Raw genomic sequence first — 19,117 nt, 5'->3', positions numbered from 1 at the left:
CCATGAAGTTGCCGATCTACCTCGATTACTCCGCTACCACGCCGGTCGACCCTCGTGTCGCCCAGAAGATGGCCGACTGCCTGCTGGTCGACGGCAACTTCGGTAACCCGGCCTCGCGCTCCCACGTGTTCGGCTGGAAGGCCGAGGAAGCGGTCGAGAACGGCCGCCGCCAGGTTGCCGACCTGATCAACGCCGACCCGCGCGAAATCGTCTGGACCAGCGGTGCCACCGAGTCCGACAACCTCGCCCTGAAAGGCGTGGCGCACTTCTATCAGACCAAGGGCAAGCACATCATCACCTCCAAGATCGAGCACAAGGCGGTCCTGGATACCGCTCGCCAGCTCGAGCGTGAAGGTTTCGAAGTCACCTACCTGGAGCCCGGCGAAGACGGCATCGTCACCCCGGCCATGGTCGAAGCTGCCCTGCGCGACGACACCATCCTGGTCTCGCTGATGCACGTGAACAACGAAGTCGGCTCGATCAACGACATCGCCGCCATCGGTGAACTGACCCGTTCGCGCGGCGTGCTGTTCCACGTCGACGCCGCCCAGTCGGCCGGCAAGGTCGAAATCGACGTTCAGAAGCTGAAGGTCGACCTGATGTCGTTCTCGGCGCACAAGGTTTACGGCCCTAAAGGTATCGGCGCGCTGTACGTCAGCCGCAAGCCGCGCGTGCGCCTGGAGGCCATCATTCACGGCGGTGGCCATGAGCGCGGCATGCGTTCGGGCACCCTGCCGACTCACCAGATTGTCGGCATGGGCGAAGCCTTCGCCATCGCCAAGCAGGAAATGGCCGCCGAAAACGTGCGCATCAAGGCCCTGAGCGACCGCTTCTTCAAGCAGGTCTCGGACCTCGAAGAGCTGTACGTCAACGGCAGCAAGACTGCTCGCGTACCGCACAACCTGAACCTGAGCTTCAACTACGTCGAAGGCGAGTCGCTGCTGATGTCCCTGAAGGACATCGCCGTATCGTCCGGTTCGGCCTGTACCTCCGCTTCGCTCGAGCCGTCGTATGTACTGCGCGCTCTGGGCCGCAACGACGAGCTGGCGCACAGCTCGATCCGCTTCTCCTTCGGCCGCTTCACCACCGAAGAAGAAGTCGACTACGCCGCGCAGCAAGTCTGCATGGCCGTCAACAAACTGCGTGAGCTGTCGCCGCTGTGGGACATGTACAAAGACGGCGTTGACATCTCCAAGATCGAGTGGGCCGCCCACTAAGCAGTCGCCGGCAAGAGCGGCTCCCTGATGAGGAAGGAATTGCACCATGGCATACAGTGAAAAGGTCATCGACCACTACGAAAACCCACGCAACGTCGGCAAGATGAACGCCGAGGACCCGGATGTCGGTACCGGCATGGTCGGCGCTCCAGCGTGCGGTGACGTGATGCGCCTGCAGATCAAGGTCAACGAGCAAGGCATCATCGAAGACGCCAAGTTCAAGACTTACGGCTGCGGTTCGGCCATCGCTTCCAGCTCCCTCGCCACCGAGTGGATGAAGGGCAAGACCCTGGACGAAGCCGAAACCATCAAGAACACCCAGCTGGCGGAAGAACTGGCGTTGCCGCCAGTGAAGATCCACTGCTCGGTACTCGCCGAAGATGCCATCAAGGCAGCCGTTCGCGATTACAAGCAGAAGAAAGGCTTGATCTAAGCCGCCCGTTGCAAGGTAAGACTCAAGGAGTTCCGATGGCTATCAGCATGACAGAAGCCGCCGCCAACCACATTCGCCGCTCCCTCGACGGGCGCGGCAAGGGTGAGGGCATTCGCCTGGGCGTGCGCACCACCGGCTGCTCGGGCCTGGCCTACGTGCTGGAGTTCGTCGACGAGCTGGCCGCAGAGGACCAGGTGTTCGAGAACCATGGCGTCAAGGTGATCATCGATCCCAAGAGCCTGGTATACCTCGATGGCACCGAGCTGGACTTCGTCAAGGAAGGGTTGAACGAGGGCTTCAAGTTCAACAACCCCAACGTGCGCGGTGAGTGTGGCTGCGGCGAAAGCTTCAACGTTTGAGGCTGGCCGTGGGTACTCCTTGTCATTTCGCTCTGTTTGACCTCCAGCCCTGCTTCCGCCTGGACCTCGACAAACTGGCCACTCGCTATCGCGAGCTGGCCCGCGAGGTTCATCCGGACCGCTTCGCCGACGCCTCCGAACGCGAGCAGCGGGTAGCGCTGGAAAAGTCCGCGGCTCTCAACGACGCCTACCAGACCCTGCGCAGTGCGCCACGCCGTGCCCGCTACTTGCTGGCTATCGGTGGCCACGAAGTGCCCCAGGAAGTCACGGTCCATGACCCTGATTTCCTGTTGCAGCAGATGCAGTGGCGCGAAGAGCTCGAAGAGCTGCAGGACGAAGCTGACCTTGATGGCGTGGCCGTGTTCAAGAAGCGCCTGAAGGCCGCTCAGGACACGCTCAACGAGGATTTCGCCGCCTGCTGGGATGTGCCTGCCGAGCGCGACAAGGCCGAGCGCCTGATGCGCCGCATGCAGTTCCTCGACAAGCTCGCCCAAGAAGTGCGCCAACTGGAAGAGCGCCTCGACGATTAACCCGGTGTCGCCCGTGATGACGCCTAAGGTATTCAGATAAGCATGGCCCTACTGCAGATCGCCGAACCCGGTCAAAGTCCTCAGCCGCACCAGCGTCGCCTGGCGGTGGGGATCGACCTGGGTACCACCAATTCTCTGGTCGCTGCCGTGCGCAGCGGTCGCAGCGAGCCCCTGCCCGATGCGCAGGGCAACGTCATTCTGCCGTCGGCGGTGCGTTACCTGGCTGGCCGCAACGAAGTCGGCTTGGCCGCACGTGAAGCAGCATCCAGCGACCCGCTGAACACCGTGCTGTCGGTCAAGCGCCTGATGGGTCGTGGCCTGGCGGACGTCAAGCAGCTCGGTGAGCAGCTGCCTTACCGCTTTATCGGCGGCGAGTCGCACATGCCGTTCATCGACACCGTCCAGGGGCCGAAAAGCCCGGTGGAAGTGTCCGCCGACATCCTCAAGGTGCTGCGTGAGCGTGCCGAAGCCACCCTGGGTGGCGAGCTGGTGGGTGCGGTCATTACCGTACCGGCCTATTTCGACGACGCCCAGCGCCAGGCCACCAAGGATGCCGCGCGTCTGGCCGGTCTGAATGTGCTGCGCCTGCTCAACGAACCAACCGCCGCTGCCGTGGCCTATGGCCTGGACCAGAACGCCGAAGGCCTGGTGGCCATCTATGACCTGGGTGGCGGTACCTTCGATATTTCCATCCTGCGCCTGACCGCCGGTGTGTTCGAAGTGCTGGCTACCGGTGGCGATACCGCCCTGGGCGGCGACGATTTCGATCATGCCATTGCCGGCTGGATCATCGAACAGGCCGGCCTGTCCGCCGATCTCGACCCGGCTACCCAGCGCCAGCTGCTGCAGGCCGCCTGCGCTGCCAAGGAAGCCCTGACCGACGCTGATACTGTCAGTGTCAGCCACGGCGGCTGGTCTGGCGAGCTGAGCCGCACCGCCTTCGAAGCGATGATCGAGCCACTGGTTGCCCGCAGCCTGAAAGCCTGCCGCCGCGCCGTGCGCGACAGCGGCGTCGAGCTGGAAGAAGTGGGCGCAGTGGTGATGGTTGGTGGTTCGACCCGCGTGCCGCGTGTGCGCGAAGCGGTGGGCGCGCTGTTTGGTCGCACCCCGCTGACCTCGATCGACCCGGATCAGGTGGTGGCCATCGGTGCCGCCATCCAGGCCGACACCTTGGCCGGCAACCGCCGCGAAGGTGGCGAACTGCTTCTGCTCGACGTCATCCCGCTGTCCCTGGGTCTTGAGACCATGGGCGGGCTGATGGAGAAGGTGATCCCGCGCAACACCACCATTCCGGTGGCCCGCGCCCAGGAATTCACCACCTACAAAGATGGCCAGTCGGCCATGATGATCCACGTCCTGCAGGGTGAGCGCGAGCTGATCAGCGACTGCCGCTCCCTGGCGCGCTTCGAACTGCGCGGCATTCCGGCCATGGTTGCCGGCGCTGCCAAGATTCGCGTGACCTTCCAGGTCGATGCCGACGGCCTGCTCAGCGTTGCGGCCCGTGAACTGGGTTCGGGCGTGGAAGCCAGCATCCAGGTCAAACCATCCTACGGCCTGACCGACGGCGAGATCGCCCGCATGCTCAAGGACTCCTTCGAGCACGCCGGCTCCGACAAGCAGGCGCGCCAGCTGCGCGAGCACCAGGTCGACGGCGAACGTCTGCTCGAAGCGGTGCAGGGCGCCCTGGATGCCGACGGCGAGCGCCTGCTCAGCGAAGACGAGCGGGTCGCCATCGAGTACCAGATGCAAGAATTACGTGATTTGCTCAGCGGCACCGATGGCGCGGCCATCGAGCAACAGACCAAGCGTCTGTCGCAGGTGACCGATGCATTTGCCGCCCGTCGCCTTGATTCGACGGTCAAAGCCGCACTGGCCGGGCGCAACCTGAATGAGATCGAGGAGTAACCGATGCCCCAGGTGATTTTCCTGCCGCACGAGAAGTTCTGCCCGGATGGGCTGGTGGTTGAGGTGGAGCCAGGGACCAACATCCTGGAGCTGGCCCACGAGCACCACATCGAGATGGAAAGCGCGTGCGGCGGTGTGTGCGCCTGCACCACCTGCCACTGCATCGTGCGCGAAGGCTTCGACTCGCTCGAGGAAGCCGACGAGCTGGAAGAGGATATGCTGGATAAGGCCTGGGGCCTGGAGGCGCAGTCGCGCCTGGCCTGCCAGGTGATCGTTGGTGAGGATGACCTCACCATCGAGCTGCCCAAATATACGCTCAACCACGCTGCCGAAGCGCCGCACTGAGGTTTGCCCCATGAGCTTGAAATGGATTGATGTACTTGAGATCGCCATCCAGCTTGCGGAAAGCAAGCCGGACGTCGATCCTAAATATGTGAATTTCGTCGATCTGCACCGTTGGGTGCTGGCCTTGCCAGAGTTCAGCGACGATCCGTCACGTGGCGGTGAGAAAGTCCTCGAGGCCATCCAGGCGGCCTGGATTGAAGAAGCCGACTAAGCGTGACGCTGCAGGTTAGGCAATCCCCTGGAACCCGCGTATAATTCGCGGGTTTAATTTTTCGTAACACTCATATTCTGGAGTTTTCCATGGCTGTTCAACGTACTTTCTCGATCATCAAGCCTGACGCCGTTGCCAAAAACGTTATCGGCAAGATCACTACCCGCTTCGAAGAAGCTGGCCTGAAAATCGTTGCCTCGAAAATCAAGCAACTGTCCAAAGCCGAAGCTGAAGGCTTCTACGCCGAGCACAGCGAGCGCGGCTTCTTCGGTGACCTGGTTGCCTTCATGACTTCCGGCCCGGTCGTTGTTCAGGTTCTGGAAGGCGAAAACGCCATTGCCAAGAACCGTGAGCTGATGGGCGCTACCAACCCTAAAGAAGCTGCTGCCGGCACCATCCGTGCTGACTTCGCCGAGTCGATCGACGCCAACGCCGTTCACGGTTCGGACTCCGAAGCTGCTGCTGCTCGCGAAATCGCTTACTTCTTCGCTGCTACCGAGGTAACCACTCGCTAAGCGAAAGCTTACGGGTGAAGGTGAATCCATGACGACATCTACTGGCAAAATCAACCTGTTGGGGCTGACCCAGCCGGAAATGGAAAAGTTCTTCGACTCGATAGGGGAGAAGCGCTTCCGTGCCGGTCAGGTGATGAAATGGATTCACCATTTTGGCGTGTCCGACTTTGCGGCCATGACCAACGTTGGCAAGGTCTTGCGCGAGAAGCTCGAGGCCGTTGCCGAGATTCGCCCTCCGGAAGTGGTCAGTGAAGACATTTCCGCCGACGGCACCCGCAAGTGGGTGATCCGCGTTGCCTCCGGCAGCTGCGTCGAGACCGTCTACATCCCCACCGACGACCGCGGTACCCTCTGCGTTTCGTCGCAAGCCGGCTGCGCCCTGGACTGCAGTTTCTGCTCCACCGGCAAGCAAGGCTTCAACAGCAACCTCACCGCCGCTGAAGTGATCGGCCAGGTGTGGCTTGCGAACAAATCCTTCGGGACCGTCCCGGCCAAGATCGACCGCGCGATTACCAACGTGGTCATGATGGGCATGGGCGAGCCCCTGCTGAACTTCGACAACGTCATCGCCGCCATGCACATCATGATGGATGACCTGGGCTATGGCATTTCCAAGCGTCGCGTGACCCTGTCCACCTCGGGCGTGGTGCCGATGATCGACGAACTGGCCAAGCACATCGACGTGTCCCTGGCGCTCTCGCTGCATGCGCCGAACGACGAACTGCGCAACCAGCTGGTACCGATCAACAAGAAGTACCCGCTGAAGATGCTGCTGGAATCGTGCATGGGCTATATGTCGACCCTGGGCGGCAAGCGCGTGCTGACCATCGAGTACACCCTGCTCAAGGATGTCAACGACCAGCCTGAGCATGCGGCACAGATGATCGAGCTGCTGCGCGACGTACCGTGCAAGATCAACCTGATCCCGTTCAACCCGTTCCCGCATTCGGGCTACGAGCGGCCGAGCAACAACGCGATCCGCCGCTTCCAGGACCTGCTGCACCACGGTGGTTTCAACGTCACCACCCGTACCACCCGTGGCGACGACATCGACGCCGCCTGTGGTCAGCTGGTCGGCCAGGTCAACGACCGTACCCGCCGCAGCGAGCGCTACATTGCGGTACGCCAGCTGTCCGCTGACGCCGAGCTGCAAGACAGCGCCGTGCGTCACTGAGTCCGGCCTTGCCATGAGCCTGCGCGCCGCGCTGTCGATCCTTGCGCTTTTGCTGCTGGCCGGCTGCGTGTCGGGCGGCGCGAGCGATCCCCTGGCCAACCGCCAGGGGCGGACGGAGGCAGGGCGGGCCTACACACAGCTTGGCCTGGGTTATTTGCAACAAGGTTTGACCCAGCAGGCCAAGGCACCCTTGGGCAAGGCCCTTGCGCTGAATGCCGGGGATGCCGATGCTCACGCGGCCCTGGCCCTGGTGTTCCAGGCCGAAGGCGAGCCAGCACTTGCCCAGGCGCACTTTGAAAAAGCGCTGGCCGCCCGCTCGGACGACACGCGAATTCGCAACAACTACGGCAGTTTCCTATATGCTCAGCAACGTTTTGCCGAAGCCGAGCAGATGTTTCGCCTGGCCAGTGCCGATACCCTGTATCCTGAACGTTCGCGGGTGTACGAGAACCTTGGCCTGACTGCCCTGGAGCTCGACGATCGCGTCCAGGCACACGCGTATCTGACCAAGGCCCTGCAACTCAATCGACGCCAGCCCAGAGCGTTGCTGGAAATGGCTGAGTTGTCCTACGAAAACAGGCATTATGTGCCGGCCCGGGATTACTACGATCGTTTCAGCCAGTTGAGCGATCACAGCGCCCGTAGCCTTCTGCTGGGCAGCCGCCTTGCCCGGGTGTTCGACGAGCAGGGCACCCTGGCCGATCTGGGCCAGCAATTACAACGACTTTATCCCGGTACGCCGGAATATCAGCAATACCTGTCGGAGCAACGATGAAAGCCGCGCATCCCGAAGTAGCAGCAGCGACTGGCCAGAACCCCGGTGACCTGTTGCGCCAGGCCCGCGAGAAACGGGAGTGGTCGCAAGCCGAGGTGGCTCGCAAGCTCAACCTCACCGTAAGTTCGCTGAACCACTTGGAAACCGGCGCCTTCGACAAGCTGCCTGGGCATACCTTCGCCCGTGGTTACATCCGCGCCTATGCCAAATTGATGGACATGGACCAGGCACCGCTGGTCGAGGCCTTCGACCAGTACACCGGCACCCACGCCAAGGGCAGTGAAGTGCATTCCCTGGGGCGTATCGAAGAGCCGGTGCGCCTGTCGCACAACATCATGCGCGGTGTCACCTTGTTGCTGCTGGTCGCGGTGGTCGGTGGCAGCTTCATCTGGTGGCAGGACCAGGGCAGCATGAAAGGCAAGGACCTGGCCAAGATGGCGCTGGAGCACGTGGAAGTCGAAAGTGCTGACGGCACCACCCAGATTCACCCGCTGGACGAGCCTGAAGACCAAGCCGTGACGGCGGGCCAGCAACCTGAGAGCGCACCGCTGCCGCTGGAACAGGCCTCTGCCGAAGCCACAGCTGAAACTACCAGTGAAGCCGCTCCGGCCACTACGGCACCTGCTCCAGCAGCCGTTCCCGCTCCGGTTCAGCAGGCACCGGCCCATGCTGTCGCACCAGCCCCGGCCCCTGCGGCTCCAGTAGCGCCAGTAGCGCCTGTTGCCAGCGTGCCGGCTGTCGCTGCCGCCGAGCCTGTCGCCCCTGCGGCCGTGCCGGCCGGCAGTGCCAAGGTTGCAATCCAGTTCACCGCCGATTGCTGGACCCAGGTGTCCGATGGCAACGGCAAGGTGCTGTTCAGCGCCATCAAGCGCAAGGGGGACAACCTCGAGCTGACCGGCAAGCCGCCGTTCGCGGTCCGCCTGGGCTTTGCCCGTGGCGCCCAGGTCAGCTACAACGGCCAGGCCGTCGATGTTGCCCCGTTCACCAGTGGCGAGACTGCTCGCCTGAAGTTGGGACAGTAAGTCATGCACGGCGAATCTCCGATCAAACGTCGCGAATCCCGCAAAATCTGGGTCGGCAATGTGCCGGTGGGTGGTGATGCCCCCATCGCGGTGCAAAGCATGACCAACACCGACACCAACGATGTCATGGCCACCGTGGCGCAAATCCAGCGCCTGGTCGATGCCGGCGTCGACATCGTCCGCGTCTCGGTACCGGACATGGACGCCGCCGAGGCGTTCGGCAAGATCAAGCAGCTGGTCAGCGTGCCGCTGGTTGCCGATATCCATTTCGACTACAAGATCGCCCTGCGCGTGGCCGAGCTTGGCGTCGATTGTCTGCGTATCAACCCGGGCAACATCGGCCGTGAAGACCGTGTGCGCGCGGTGGTCGACGCTGCCCGCGACCGCGGTATCCCGATCCGCATCGGCGTCAACGCCGGCTCCCTGGAAAAGGACCTGCAGAAGAAGTACGGCGAGCCGACCCCGGCCGCGCTGGTCGAGTCGGCCCTGCGTCACGTCGAGCACCTCGACCGCCTGGACTTCCAGGACTTCAAGGTCAGCGTCAAGGCCTCCGACGTGTTCATGGCGGTGGAAGCCTACCGCCTGCTGGCCAAGCAGATCATCCAGCCGCTGCACCTAGGGATCACCGAAGCCGGTGGCCTGCGCTCGGGGACGGTGAAATCCGCCGTCGGCCTCGGTATGCTGCTGGCCGAAGGCATCGGCGATACCATCCGTATCTCGCTGGCGGCCGACCCGGTCGAGGAAGTGAAGGTCGGCTACGACATCCTCAAGTCGCTGCACCTGCGTTCGCGTGGCATCAACTTCATCGCCTGCCCGAGCTGCTCGCGGCAGAACTTCGATGTGGTCAAGACCATGAACGAGCTGGAAGGGCGCCTGGAAGACCTGCTGGTGCCGCTGGACGTGGCGGTGATCGGTTGCGTGGTCAACGGCCCTGGCGAAGCCAAGGAATCCCACGTGGGGCTGACCGGTGGTACGCCGAACCTGGTCTACATCGACGGCAAGCCGGCGCAGAAGCTGACCAATGACAACCTGGTCGATGAGCTGGAGAAGCTCATCCGCCAGAAAGCGGCCGAAAAGGTCGAGGCTGACGCGGCGCTGATCGCCCGCAGCTGACACACAGATTCGTAAGGACTTTTCGTGAGCAAATCGCTGCAAGCCATCCGTGGCATGAACGACATCCTGCCAGAGCAGTCGCCGCTCTGGCGCTACTTCGAAGGCACCGTTGCCGGCCTGCTGGACACCTACGGGTACAGCCAGATCCGCACGCCGATCGTCGAGTTCACCGAGCTGTTCAAGCGCTCCATCGGTGAAGTGACCGACATCGTCGAAAAAGAGATGTACACCTTCGAGGACCGCAACGGCGATTCGCTCACCCTGCGCCCCGAAGGCACTGCAGCCTGCGTGCGCGCTGTGCTGGAGCATGGCATTACCGGCAACGGCCAGGTGCAGAAGCTCTGGTACATCGGCCAGATGTTCCGTCACGAGCGCCCACAGAAGGGCCGCTATCGCCAGTTCCACCAGATCGGTGTGGAAGTGTTCAACCTGGACGGTCCAGATATCGACGCCGAGCTGATCATGCTGACCTGGCGCCTGTGGGGCCTGCTGGGTATCCAGGACGCGGTCAAGCTGGAGCTCAACAGCCTGGGTACCAGTGAAGCCCGTGCCCGCTACCGTGACGCGCTGGTCGAGTTCCTCTCGGCGCGCCTGGAGCAGCTCGACGAAGACAGCCAGCGCCGCCTCAAGAGCAACCCGCTGCGCATCCTCGACAGCAAGGATCAGGGCACCCAGGCGGTGCTGGTCGGCGCGCCGAAGCTGGAAGACTACCTGGACGACGATTCCCGCGTGCACTTCGAGGGCCTCAAGGCACGTCTCGATGCCGCTGGCATCCCGTTCGTGATCAACACCAAGCTGGTACGCGGCCTGGACTACTACAGCAAGACCGTGTTCGAGTGGGTCACCGACAAGCTCGGCGCCCAGGGCACCGTCTGTGCCGGTGGCCGTTACGACGGCCTGGTCGAGCAGATGGGCGGCAAGCCGACCACGGGCGTTGGTTTCGCCATGGGCATCGAGCGCCTGATCCTGCTGCTGGAAACCCTCGGCAAGGTCCCCGAGTCGATCAACCGCACCATCGACGTCTACCTGTGCGCCTTCGGCGAGCAGGCGGAACTGGCTGGCCTGCGCCTGTCCGAAGGCCTGCGCGATCGCTTGCCGGGCCTGCGCCTGGCGGTCAACGCCGGGGGTGGCAGCTTCAAGAGCCAGTTCAAGAAAGCCGACAAGAGCGGCGCACTGTTCGCCCTGATCCTCGGCGACGACGAACTGGCCAAGCAAGAAATCGGCTTGAAGCCCCTGCGTGGTCAGGGCGAACAACAGAACATTGCCTGGGATGCTCTGGCTGAGCACCTGGAAACCGCGATCGCTAAGGCGTAACGCGGTTCAACAAGCGAATAGGCGAAAAGGAGTATTGGGGTGTCGAGTACCGATGATGAACTGGCAGGGGTCAAGGACTGGTGGAACCGCAACGGCAAGCCGCTGCTGACCGGTGCCCTGCTGGCTGGCGTGGTGGTGTTGGGCTGGAATACCTGGCACAAGTACCAGAACAACCAGTCGCAAGGTGCCTCGCAGCTGTATCAGGCTTTGCTTGAGACCAGCCTGACGCCAAATGGCCAGCCAGACGCGACCAAGGTTGCGGAACTGGCCGGCAAGCTCAAGAGCGAGTTCGGCGGTACGGCGTACGCCCAGTACGGCAGCCTGTTCGTGGCCAAGGTCGCGGTCGAGAGCGGCAAGCTCGACGACGCCGCTGCCGAGCTGAAAAGCGTGCTCGACAAGCCGGCCGACGTCACCCTGGGCGAAATCTCGCGCCAGCGCCTGGCGCGCGTGCTCGCCGCCCAGAACAAAGCCGAAGAGGCTCTCAAGCTGCTCGACGGTGACGCTGACAAGGCCTTCCTGGCCAGCCGCGAAGAACTGAAGGGTGACCTGCTGGTGCAACTGGGTCGCGGCGACGATGCCCACAATGCCTACGAAAAAGCCAAGGCCGCGCTGTCTGATGAAGCAGCGGTCGGTGGCCTGCAACTGAAGCTGGATGACCTGGCCAAAGGGGACGCGTAAGTGATCGGTTGGAAACAAGCAGCAGTGCTGACCCTGGCCGTGCTGGCCGCAGGTTGCAGCAGCAACAGCAAGAAGGAACTGCCACCGGCCGAACTGACCAAGTTCACCGAAGAAGTGGTGCTGAAGAAGCAGTGGAGCCGTTCGATCGGTGACGGCCAGGGTGAAACCTACAACACCCTGGTTCCGGCGATCGAGAACGACCGTATCTACGCCTCCGACGTCAACGGCGAAGTCTTCGCCCTCGACCGCATCACCGGTGACGTGGTGTGGAAGAAAGACCTCGAGCTGCCGGTATCCGGCGCAGTCGGCGTGGGCTACGGCCTGGTCATGCTCGGCACACTCAAGGGTGAAGTCATCGCCCTGGACTCCAGCACTGGTGAAGAACGCTGGCGTTCGCGTGTTACCAGTGAAGTGCTGGCTCCGCCAGCCAACAATGGTGACGTCGTCGTCGTGCAGACCCAGGATGATCGCCTGATCGGCCTGGACGCCGCTACCGGCGACCGTCGCTGGATCTATGAAAGCACCCCGGCCGTGCTGACCCTGCGTGGTACGGGCGCGCCAATCGCCACCAACCGTCTGGCCGTCGCCGGCCTGTCCACCGGCAAGGTGGTAGCGGTGGACATCAACAACGGCGTGCCAGTGTGGGAGAGCCGCGTGGCGATCCCGCAGGGCCGTTCCGAGCTGGACCGCGTGGTCGACATCGACGGCGGCCTGCTGCTGTCCGGTGGTACCCTGTACGTCAGCACCTACCAGGGCCGCGTAGCGGGCCTGGACCTGGAAAGCGGCCGCGTGCTCTGGCAGCGCGATGCCTCCAGCTACGTGGGTGTCGCCCAGGGCTACGGCAACGTCTATGTCAGCGAAGCCACCGGTACCGTTGAAAGTGTCGACGAGCGCTCTTCCAGCGCGCTGTGGACCAACGATTCGATGGCCCGCCGTCAGCTGAGTGCGCCAGAAGTTTTCTCCAGCTACGTAGCTGTGGGGGACTTCGAGGGTTACCTGCACCTGCTGAGCCAGGTCGATGGCCGCTTCGTCGGCCGTGAGCGTATCGACAGCGATGGCCTGCGCGCCCGCCCACTCGTGGTCGGCGACACCATCTACGTCTTCGGCAACAGCGGCAAGCTCGAGGCACTGACCATCCGCTGAAGCTATGCTTGAAGCCTTGGCGGGCTTCAGGCTGCGGCGTAGGACACGCCGCCCGAACTCCGGCCGCTGCCTTGCAGCGGCCTTTGCATTTTCAAGAATTCAAGAGTGGAGAGCCGCATGGTTCCCGTAATCGCCCTGGTGGGCCGCCCGAACGTCGGCAAATCCACCATGTTCAACCGCCTGACCAAGACCCGCGATGCCATCGTCGGTGACTTGTCGGGCCTGACCCGTGACCGTCAATACGGTGATGCCACCTGGCAGGGTCGTTCCTTCATCCTCATCGACACCGGTGGTATCACTGGTGACGAAGTGGGCATGGACGAGAAGATGGCCGAGCAGTCGCTCATGGCCATCGAAGAAGCCGACTACGTGCTGTTCCTGGTCGACGCCCGCGCCGGCATGACCGCCGCCGACCAGATGATTGCCGAGCACCTGCGCAAGCGCAACAAGTCGGCCATCCTGGTGGCCAACAAGATCGACAACATTGACGCCGATGTCGCCCGCGCCGAGTTCTCGCCGCTGGGCATGGGCAACGCCATTCCGGTGGCCGGCTCCCAGGGCCGTGGCATCAATGCGCTGATGGAAAGCGTACTCGGCCATATTCCTCGTGACGCCGAGGAAGAAGCTCTGGACCAGGAAGTCGCCGAAGGCGAGGAAGCGGTTCGCATCCCCGGCCCGAGCGAGAAAGATGGCATCAAGATCGCCATCATCGGCCGCCCGAACGTGGGCAAGTCGACCCTGGTCAACCGCATGCTCGGCGAAGAGCGTGTGGTGGTATACGACCAGCCGGGCACTACCCGCGACAGTATCTACATCCCGTTCGAGCGGGATGATGAGAAGTACACGTTCATCGACACCGCCGGTGTGCGCAAGCGCGGCAAGATCCACGAGGAAGTCGAAAAGTTCTCGGTGGTGAAGACCCTGCAGGCGATCAAGGACGCCAACGTGGTGATCTTCGTCATGGATGCCCGCGAAGGTGTGGTCGACCATGACCTCAACCTGCTGGGCTTCGCCCTGGAAGCCGGCCGCGCCATCGTCATCGCCCTGAACAAGTGGGATGGCATGGAGTCGGGCGAGCGCGACTACGTGAAGACCGAGCTGGAGCGCCGGCTGTTCTTCGTCGACTTCGCCGACATCCACTTCATCTCGGCCCTGCACGGCACTGGCGTCGGCCACCTGTACAAGTCGGTACAGGCTGCGTTCAAGTCGGCGGTCACCCGCTGGCCGACCAGCCGCCTGACGCAGATCCTCGAAGATGCCGTGAGCGAGCACCAGCCACCGCTGGTCAACGGTCGCCGCATCAAGCTGCGCTATGCCCACCTCGGTGGCGCCAACCCGCCGCTGATCGTGATCCACGGCAACCAGACCGAGAAGATTCCGAAGTCCTACTCGCGTTACCTGGAAAACACCTACCGCCGTGTGCTGAAGCTGGTCGGTACGCCGATCCGCATCGAGTACAAGGGCGGTGAAAACCCGTACGAGGGCAAGAAGAACACCCTCACCGATCGCCAGGTCAACAAGAAACGCCGCCTGATGTCGCACCACAAGAAGGCCGAGAAGAAGCGTCGCGACAAGCGCTGATTCCAGCTTCTGCTTCTTCGCGGGCTCGCCCGCGAAGGGGCACTTTGATTCAGCGCAATCCCCTATTGTTTCAACCTTTTTCCTGACCGCTCGATCCGCTATGCTCGGACTCCACCCCCGTGCCGGATACACCCCAGGAAAGAGGGCTCCATGATCCGCAGCAAACTGCCGAATGTCGGCACGACCATCTTCACCACCATGTCCCAGCTCGCCGTTCAGACCGGCGCGCTCAACCTGTCCCAGGGTTTCCCCGACTTCAACGGCCCGCAGGCGCTGCTCGATGCAGTCGGCCGGCACGTGGCCGCCGGGCATAACCAGTACTCGCCGATGACCGGCCTGCCAGCCCTGCGCCAGCAAGTAGCGGCCAAGGTCGCGCGGTTGTATGGCGCACAGGTGGATGCCGATCAGGAGGTGACCATCACCCCGGGCGCGACGGAGGCGATATTCTGCGCCATCCAGGCAGTGATCCACGCCGGTGACGAGGTGATCGTCTTCGATCCCTGCTACGACAGCTACGAGCCCTCCGTGGAACTGGCGGGCGGGCGCTGTGTGCATGTGCAACTGAGCGACGGCGACTTCCGCATCGACTGGCAGAAGTTCAGCGATGCCTTGAGCCCAAGCACGCGCATGGTCATTCTCAACTCGCCGCATAACCCCAGCGGCGCGCTGATCAGCCGTGAAGACCTCGACCAGCTGGCCCGGCTTATCGCCGATCGCGATATCTACCTGATCAGCGACGAAGTCTACGAACACCTGGTCTACGACGGCGTGCGCCATGCCAGCGTGCTGGCCCACGAGCAGCTGTACTCGCGGGCGTTCGTCATCAGCTCGTTTGGCAAGACCTACCACGTCACCGGCTGGAAAACCGGCTACGTGATCGCACCGCCGGCCTTGAGCGCCGAACTGCGCAAGGTGCATCAGTACGTCAACTTCTGTGGCGTGACGCCGCTGCAATGTGCATTGGCCGATTTCATGGCCGAGCACCCAGAGCACATCGATGAGCTGCCGGCCTTCTACCAGGCCAAGCGCGACCTGTTCTGCGACCTGCTCGAAGGCTCGCGCTTCAGCTTTACCCGCACCGCGGGCACCTATTTCCAACTGGTGGACTACTCGCAGATCCGCCCGGACCTGAACGATGTCGACATGGCCCTTTGGCTCACCCGTGAGCATGGCGTAGCGACCATTCCAGTGTCGGTGTTCTACCAGCAACCCATCCCCGAGCAACGCCTGGTGCGCCTGTGCTTTGCCAAACGTGAGGAGACGCTGCGTCAGGCAGCGGAAAAACTATGCGCGATCTGAGTGCACTGCCCAACCTGAAAGTCGCCCTGGTCCAGACCACCCTGGCCTGGCATGACCGTGAGGCCAACTACGCGCATTTCGAGGTGCTGCTGGAGCAGGCGCGCGGTAGCGACCTGGTGGTTCTGCCAGAGATGTTCACCACGGGTTTTTCCATGCAGTCGGAAACCCTCTGCGAGCCCGAGAACGGCCCGACCTACAAATGGCTCAAGGCCCAGGCCAAGCGCATCGACGCGGTGATTACCGGCAGCGTGATCATCCAGGCCGCTGACGGCAGCCACCGTAACCGCTTGCTGTGGGCGCGGCCTGACGGCGAGATCCTGCATTACGACAAGCGTCACCTGTTCCGCATGGCGGGCGAGCACAAGCACTACACCCCGGGTGAGCGCCAGGTGCAGTTCGAGGTCAAGGGTTGGCGGGTGCGCCCGCTGATCTGCTACGACCTGCGCTTCCCGGTGTGGAGCTGCGACGCCCAGGACACCGACCTGCTGCTGTATACCGCCAACTGGCCGGCGGCGCGCCGCCAGCACTGGAACCGCCTGTTGCCGGCGCGGGGTATCGAGAACTTGTGCTACGTGGCGGCGGTGAACCGGGTGGGGACGGACGGCAAGGGCTTTGCCTACTCAGGGGACAGCCAGGTGCTGGACTTCCAGGGTGAAAGCCTGCTCAGTGCAGGGGAGGCGGACGGGGTTTTCACCGCGGTGTTGAGCGCGGCGGAGCTGGCTGCGTACCGCACCAAGTTCCCGGCCAACCTGGATGCCGATACCTTCGAGCTGCACTGAAGCCTGTACCGGCCTCTTCGCGGGCATGCCCGTTCCCACAGGTACTACACCATCCCTGTAGGAGCGGCGGTGCGGCGATCCGACTTGTCCCGCGAAGAGGCCGGCCCTGGTTACACCAATCTCAAATCAATACACATCCCGTCTATACCGCCCATCCTCGATCAGCTGCTGTACAGCCTCTTCCCCCAGCAAGCCGTTAAGCGCCGCATCCACCCCGGCAGCCATGCCTTGCAGGCTACCGCAGACATACACACAAGCCCCGTCAGCCACCCAGCGCTTGAACTCATCGGCGTGCTGCAGCAACACATCCTGCACATACACTTTCTCGGCCTGATCCCTGGAGAACGCCAGGTCCAGCCGCGCCAGGTCGCCGCTGTCGAGCCACCCTTGCAGCTCCGCGCGACACAGCAGGTCATGCGCCCGGTTACGCTCGCCGAACAGCAGCCAGTTACGCTGCTCGCCCGCATTGACCCGTGCCCGGAGCAGGCTGCGCAGGCCGGCCAGGCCAGTGCCGTTGCCGATCAGGATCATCGGTGCAGACGTCTCCGGGAGGTGGAAACCACTGTTGCGGCGCAGGCGCAGGCTCAAGGTGCCGCCCTGCGGCAGGTACTCGGTCAGCCAGCCGGAACCCAGGCCGAGGTTGCCGTCGGCATGGCGCTCCTGGCGCACGATCAGCTCCAGCACGCCATCGCTGGCGATCGAGGCGATCGAATACTCGCGGCTACCGATCGGCACCAGCGCATCGACCAATGCCTGCGGATGCAGGCCAAGCAGGTGATCGCGACGGCTCGGTAGCTGGCGGCCAGCCAATGCTTGGCTCAAGGCCTGCGGCAGGCCATCGACTTGTACGCTGGCCATGGCGTCCAATGCCATGCCGTGAAGGAACGCGTCGATCCGTGGCTGGCCATTTAGCGGCAGGATCTCCACCAGGTCACCGGCTTCCCAGCTGGCGGGCTCTTCAGGTTGCAAGCCCAGCAGGTAGACCGGCTGGCCTTGGCTGCCCGGGTTGAGCAGATCGCGCTGCACCAGGGTCCAGTTGCCGAAGCTTGGCGGTTGCCAGGCGCTTACCGGTTGAGCACCGGTCAGTTGCGCCAGTTCCTGCTGCCACTGCTGCAGTGCGGCCTGGTCGGCGTTGTCCACTTCCACCGGGCTGAATGCGCTGCTGGCGCCACGCTCGCCAAGCCACGCCTGCAAGCGCCGGGCGAAGCCGCAGAAGTGCGGATACTGGCGGTCGCCGAGGGCGAGTAGGGCATAGCTGAGATTGTTCAGTGCCCACGGCTGGCCGAGGATATTGCGTTCGAAACTGCGGGCACTGTCGGGCGCCTCGCCATCGCCGAAGGTACTGACCACGAACAGCGCACGGCGGGACTGACGCAGGTCCTCTTCGCGCAGGTCGCCAAGGGCTCGAACCTGAACCGGCAGACCTGCTGCCTGCAACTGCCCGGCACTCTGCCAGGCCAGTTGCTCGGCGAAACCGCTCTGGCTGGCGAAGCCGATCAGCCAGCTGTCGCTGCCGGCCTGGTTGTCATCGACAGTGCCGCGGGCGGCGCGCACCTGGCGCTTCTTGCGGCGGCGGTCGAGGTACAGCAGCCAGCCGGTGACGAAGAACAGCGGCATGGTCAGGCTGGCAATGGTGACGATGATGCGACCCGGCAGGCCGAAGTATTCGCCGACGTGCAGGGCGTAGACGCTTTGCAGCAACTGCGCCTTGAAGGATTTGTCGCGGTAGCGGTCCTGGCTCTTGACCTGGCCGGTGGCCGGGTCGAGCACCAGGGTGTTGAACGCACGCGGATGAGCGGCGTCCTCAAGCAGGTAGAACAGGTTGGCCGGTTGTCCGCCCACCGGCGGCAGGCGCAGGTTGTATATGGCCAAGCCAGGGCCGGCGGCGTCCTTGAGGTTGGCCCAGATGGCGTCGTAGTCGACCACCAGCGGCGGCGCGTTCTTGTCGACCTTGGGCGGCCCGTGGCGGCCGCGTCCTTCGCCGCGCTTTTGTTGCTGGCCGGCGGCGGGTTCGTCAGCCAGCAGTTTGTTCAGGCCGGAGCGGTACCATTCATAGGACCAGAACAGCCCGGTCATTGCGAACAGGAGGTAGAACAGCAGGCACCAGGTACCGGCCACGGCGTGCAGGTCCCAGTTGAAGGCACGGCCTTTCTTGGCCCAATCGAGGGTCAGCCAGGTGCGCCAGTTCAGCGCCTTGCGCGGCCAGCGCAGGTATAGGCCGGACAGGCAGAAGAACACCAGCATCAGGGTGCAGGCACCGGTGATCTGGCGGCCAGTGTCGCCCATGGCGAGGAAGCGGTGCAGGGTCAGCATCAGGTTGAAGAAGCCTTGCCCGGCCGCCTCGCCCTTGAGTTCGCCAGTGTACGGGTCGGCATAGCGCAGCGCGCCTCGGCGCTCGCCCGGTGGCGGGGTGAAGAACACCCGCGCGGCATTGCCTTCGCGCACGTCCACCCACAGCATCGACACCTTGTCGCCTTGCTCGGCCTCGACCCGGCGCACCAGCTCGCCCGGCGGCAGCACGCCCTCGGCGCGCACCTCGACCTTGAGCACATCGGCGTTGAAGGCGCGCAGCAGCTCTTCCTGGAACGAGTACAGCGCACCGGTGATGCCCATCAAGGCCAGCACCAGGCCAGCAGTGATGCCAAAGAACCAGTGCAGTTGGAACAGCGTCTTCTTCACCACATCTCTCACCTTGTGTTGCTGCCACAAACCGCGCGGCTTGCA

The 19,117-nt window shown here is 63.4% G+C and carries 19 protein-coding genes; 18 read left to right on the top strand and 1 reads right to left on the bottom strand.

Annotated elements, in window-relative coordinates:
- The first annotated feature begins 2 nt into the window (after positions 1–2).
- From C2H86_RS07350 to C2H86_RS07265, 18 genes are all read left to right on the top strand, one after another.
- Positions 3–1,217, top strand: a complete 1,215-nt coding sequence (locus tag C2H86_RS07350) for an IscS subfamily cysteine desulfurase (RefSeq protein ID WP_103445623.1) — start codon at positions 3–5, stop codon at positions 1,215–1,217.
- 46 nt (positions 1,218–1,263) lie between these two features.
- Complete coding sequence (iscU, locus tag C2H86_RS07345; RefSeq protein WP_007929523.1) at positions 1,264–1,650, top strand: Fe-S cluster assembly scaffold IscU; 387 nt, start codon at positions 1,264–1,266, stop codon at positions 1,648–1,650.
- A 35-nt stretch (positions 1,651–1,685) separates the two neighbouring features.
- Entirely contained in the window at positions 1,686–2,009 is a 324-nt protein-coding gene (iscA, locus tag C2H86_RS07340) for an iron-sulfur cluster assembly protein IscA (protein WP_023630636.1), read from the top strand.
- A gap of 8 nt (positions 2,010–2,017) precedes the next feature.
- On the top strand, positions 2,018–2,539 hold the full coding sequence (hscB, locus tag C2H86_RS07335) for a co-chaperone HscB (protein ID WP_027920280.1): 522 nt from the start codon (positions 2,018–2,020) through the stop codon (positions 2,537–2,539).
- A 42-nt stretch (positions 2,540–2,581) separates the two neighbouring features.
- A complete protein-coding gene (gene hscA / locus C2H86_RS07330) occupies positions 2,582–4,444 on the top strand; it encodes a Fe-S protein assembly chaperone HscA (RefSeq protein ID WP_159412032.1) in 1,863 nt (620 codons plus the stop codon).
- 3 nt (positions 4,445–4,447) lie between these two features.
- Complete coding sequence (gene fdx, locus C2H86_RS07325; RefSeq protein WP_027920278.1) at positions 4,448–4,789, top strand: ISC system 2Fe-2S type ferredoxin; 342 nt, start codon at positions 4,448–4,450, stop codon at positions 4,787–4,789.
- Positions 4,790–4,799: 10 nt separating this feature from the next.
- Positions 4,800–5,000, top strand: a complete 201-nt coding sequence (gene iscX, locus C2H86_RS07320) for a Fe-S cluster assembly protein IscX (protein WP_027920277.1) — start codon at positions 4,800–4,802, stop codon at positions 4,998–5,000.
- An 89-nt stretch (positions 5,001–5,089) separates the two neighbouring features.
- The gene (gene ndk, locus C2H86_RS07315; protein WP_023533373.1) at positions 5,090–5,515 is read left to right on the top strand and encodes a nucleoside-diphosphate kinase; all 426 of its coding nucleotides are present in this window, start codon (positions 5,090–5,092) and stop codon (positions 5,513–5,515) included.
- A 28-nt stretch (positions 5,516–5,543) separates the two neighbouring features.
- Entirely contained in the window at positions 5,544–6,689 is a 1,146-nt protein-coding gene (rlmN, locus tag C2H86_RS07310) for a 23S rRNA (adenine(2503)-C(2))-methyltransferase RlmN (RefSeq protein WP_054887568.1), read from the top strand.
- A gap of 13 nt (positions 6,690–6,702) precedes the next feature.
- Positions 6,703–7,464 (top strand): type IV pilus biogenesis/stability protein PilW, encoded by a 762-nt coding sequence (gene pilW, locus C2H86_RS07305; protein ID WP_159412031.1) that lies wholly within the window; start codon positions 6,703–6,705, stop codon positions 7,462–7,464.
- Entirely contained in the window at positions 7,461–8,486 is a 1,026-nt protein-coding gene (locus C2H86_RS07300) for a RodZ domain-containing protein (RefSeq protein ID WP_159412030.1), read from the top strand. The genes pilW and C2H86_RS07300 overlap by 4 nt, the downstream gene beginning before the upstream one ends.
- Before the next feature lie 3 nt (positions 8,487–8,489).
- The gene (gene ispG, locus C2H86_RS07295) at positions 8,490–9,599 is read left to right on the top strand and encodes a flavodoxin-dependent (E)-4-hydroxy-3-methylbut-2-enyl-diphosphate synthase (protein ID WP_027920273.1); all 1,110 of its coding nucleotides are present in this window, start codon (positions 8,490–8,492) and stop codon (positions 9,597–9,599) included.
- Positions 9,600–9,623: 24 nt separating this feature from the next.
- Positions 9,624–10,913 (top strand): histidine--tRNA ligase, encoded by a 1,290-nt coding sequence (gene hisS, locus C2H86_RS07290; protein ID WP_159412029.1) that lies wholly within the window; start codon positions 9,624–9,626, stop codon positions 10,911–10,913.
- Between the two features lie 39 nt (positions 10,914–10,952).
- The gene (locus C2H86_RS07285; protein WP_159412028.1) at positions 10,953–11,591 is read left to right on the top strand and encodes a tetratricopeptide repeat protein; all 639 of its coding nucleotides are present in this window, start codon (positions 10,953–10,955) and stop codon (positions 11,589–11,591) included.
- Positions 11,592–12,734, top strand: coding sequence for an outer membrane protein assembly factor BamB (gene bamB, locus C2H86_RS07280; RefSeq protein ID WP_159412027.1), 1,143 nt, complete (start codon positions 11,592–11,594; stop codon positions 12,732–12,734).
- Positions 12,735–12,851: 117 nt separating this feature from the next.
- Positions 12,852–14,315, top strand: a complete 1,464-nt coding sequence (gene der / locus C2H86_RS07275; protein ID WP_110637516.1) for a ribosome biogenesis GTPase Der — start codon at positions 12,852–12,854, stop codon at positions 14,313–14,315.
- A 150-nt stretch (positions 14,316–14,465) separates the two neighbouring features.
- Positions 14,466–15,614 (top strand): pyridoxal phosphate-dependent aminotransferase, encoded by a 1,149-nt coding sequence (locus tag C2H86_RS07270; protein WP_159412026.1) that lies wholly within the window; start codon positions 14,466–14,468, stop codon positions 15,612–15,614.
- A complete protein-coding gene (locus C2H86_RS07265) occupies positions 15,602–16,393 on the top strand; it encodes an amidohydrolase (RefSeq protein WP_159412025.1) in 792 nt (263 codons plus the stop codon). Before C2H86_RS07270 ends, C2H86_RS07265 begins: the two co-directional genes overlap by 13 nt.
- A gap of 126 nt (positions 16,394–16,519) precedes the next feature.
- On the opposite strand, the gene C2H86_RS07260 is transcribed toward C2H86_RS07265, so the two are convergent.
- Complete coding sequence (locus C2H86_RS07260) at positions 16,520–19,075, bottom strand: PepSY domain-containing protein (RefSeq protein ID WP_159412024.1); 2,556 nt, start codon at positions 19,073–19,075, stop codon at positions 16,520–16,522.
- Positions 19,076–19,117 lie beyond the last annotated feature (42 nt).

It is taken from the genome of Pseudomonas putida (assembly GCF_009883635.2).
GTDB lineage: Bacteria > Pseudomonadota > Gammaproteobacteria > Pseudomonadales > Pseudomonadaceae > Aquipseudomonas > Aquipseudomonas putida_W.
This window is presented reverse-complemented; position numbering and strand designations above follow the sequence as displayed.

Coding starts and splice junctions, on each gene's coding strand:
- C2H86_RS07350 (WP_103445623.1), top strand. CDS start 3: ATGAAGTTGCCGATCTACCTCGATTACTCCGCTACCACGCCGGTCGAC.
- iscU (WP_007929523.1), top strand. CDS start 1,264: ATGGCATACAGTGAAAAGGTCATCGACCACTACGAAAACCCACGCAAC.
- iscA (WP_023630636.1), top strand. CDS start 1,686: ATGGCTATCAGCATGACAGAAGCCGCCGCCAACCACATTCGCCGCTCC.
- hscA (WP_159412032.1), top strand. CDS start 2,582: ATGGCCCTACTGCAGATCGCCGAACCCGGTCAAAGTCCTCAGCCGCAC.
- fdx (WP_027920278.1), top strand. CDS start 4,448: ATGCCCCAGGTGATTTTCCTGCCGCACGAGAAGTTCTGCCCGGATGGG.
- iscX (WP_027920277.1), top strand. CDS start 4,800: ATGAGCTTGAAATGGATTGATGTACTTGAGATCGCCATCCAGCTTGCG.
- ndk (WP_023533373.1), top strand. CDS start 5,090: ATGGCTGTTCAACGTACTTTCTCGATCATCAAGCCTGACGCCGTTGCC.
- rlmN (WP_054887568.1), top strand. CDS start 5,544: ATGACGACATCTACTGGCAAAATCAACCTGTTGGGGCTGACCCAGCCG.
- pilW (WP_159412031.1), top strand. CDS start 6,703: ATGAGCCTGCGCGCCGCGCTGTCGATCCTTGCGCTTTTGCTGCTGGCC.
- C2H86_RS07300 (WP_159412030.1), top strand. CDS start 7,461: ATGAAAGCCGCGCATCCCGAAGTAGCAGCAGCGACTGGCCAGAACCCC.
- ispG (WP_027920273.1), top strand. CDS start 8,490: ATGCACGGCGAATCTCCGATCAAACGTCGCGAATCCCGCAAAATCTGG.
- der (WP_110637516.1), top strand. CDS start 12,852: ATGGTTCCCGTAATCGCCCTGGTGGGCCGCCCGAACGTCGGCAAATCC.
- C2H86_RS07270 (WP_159412026.1), top strand. CDS start 14,466: ATGATCCGCAGCAAACTGCCGAATGTCGGCACGACCATCTTCACCACC.
- C2H86_RS07265 (WP_159412025.1), top strand. CDS start 15,602: ATGCGCGATCTGAGTGCACTGCCCAACCTGAAAGTCGCCCTGGTCCAG.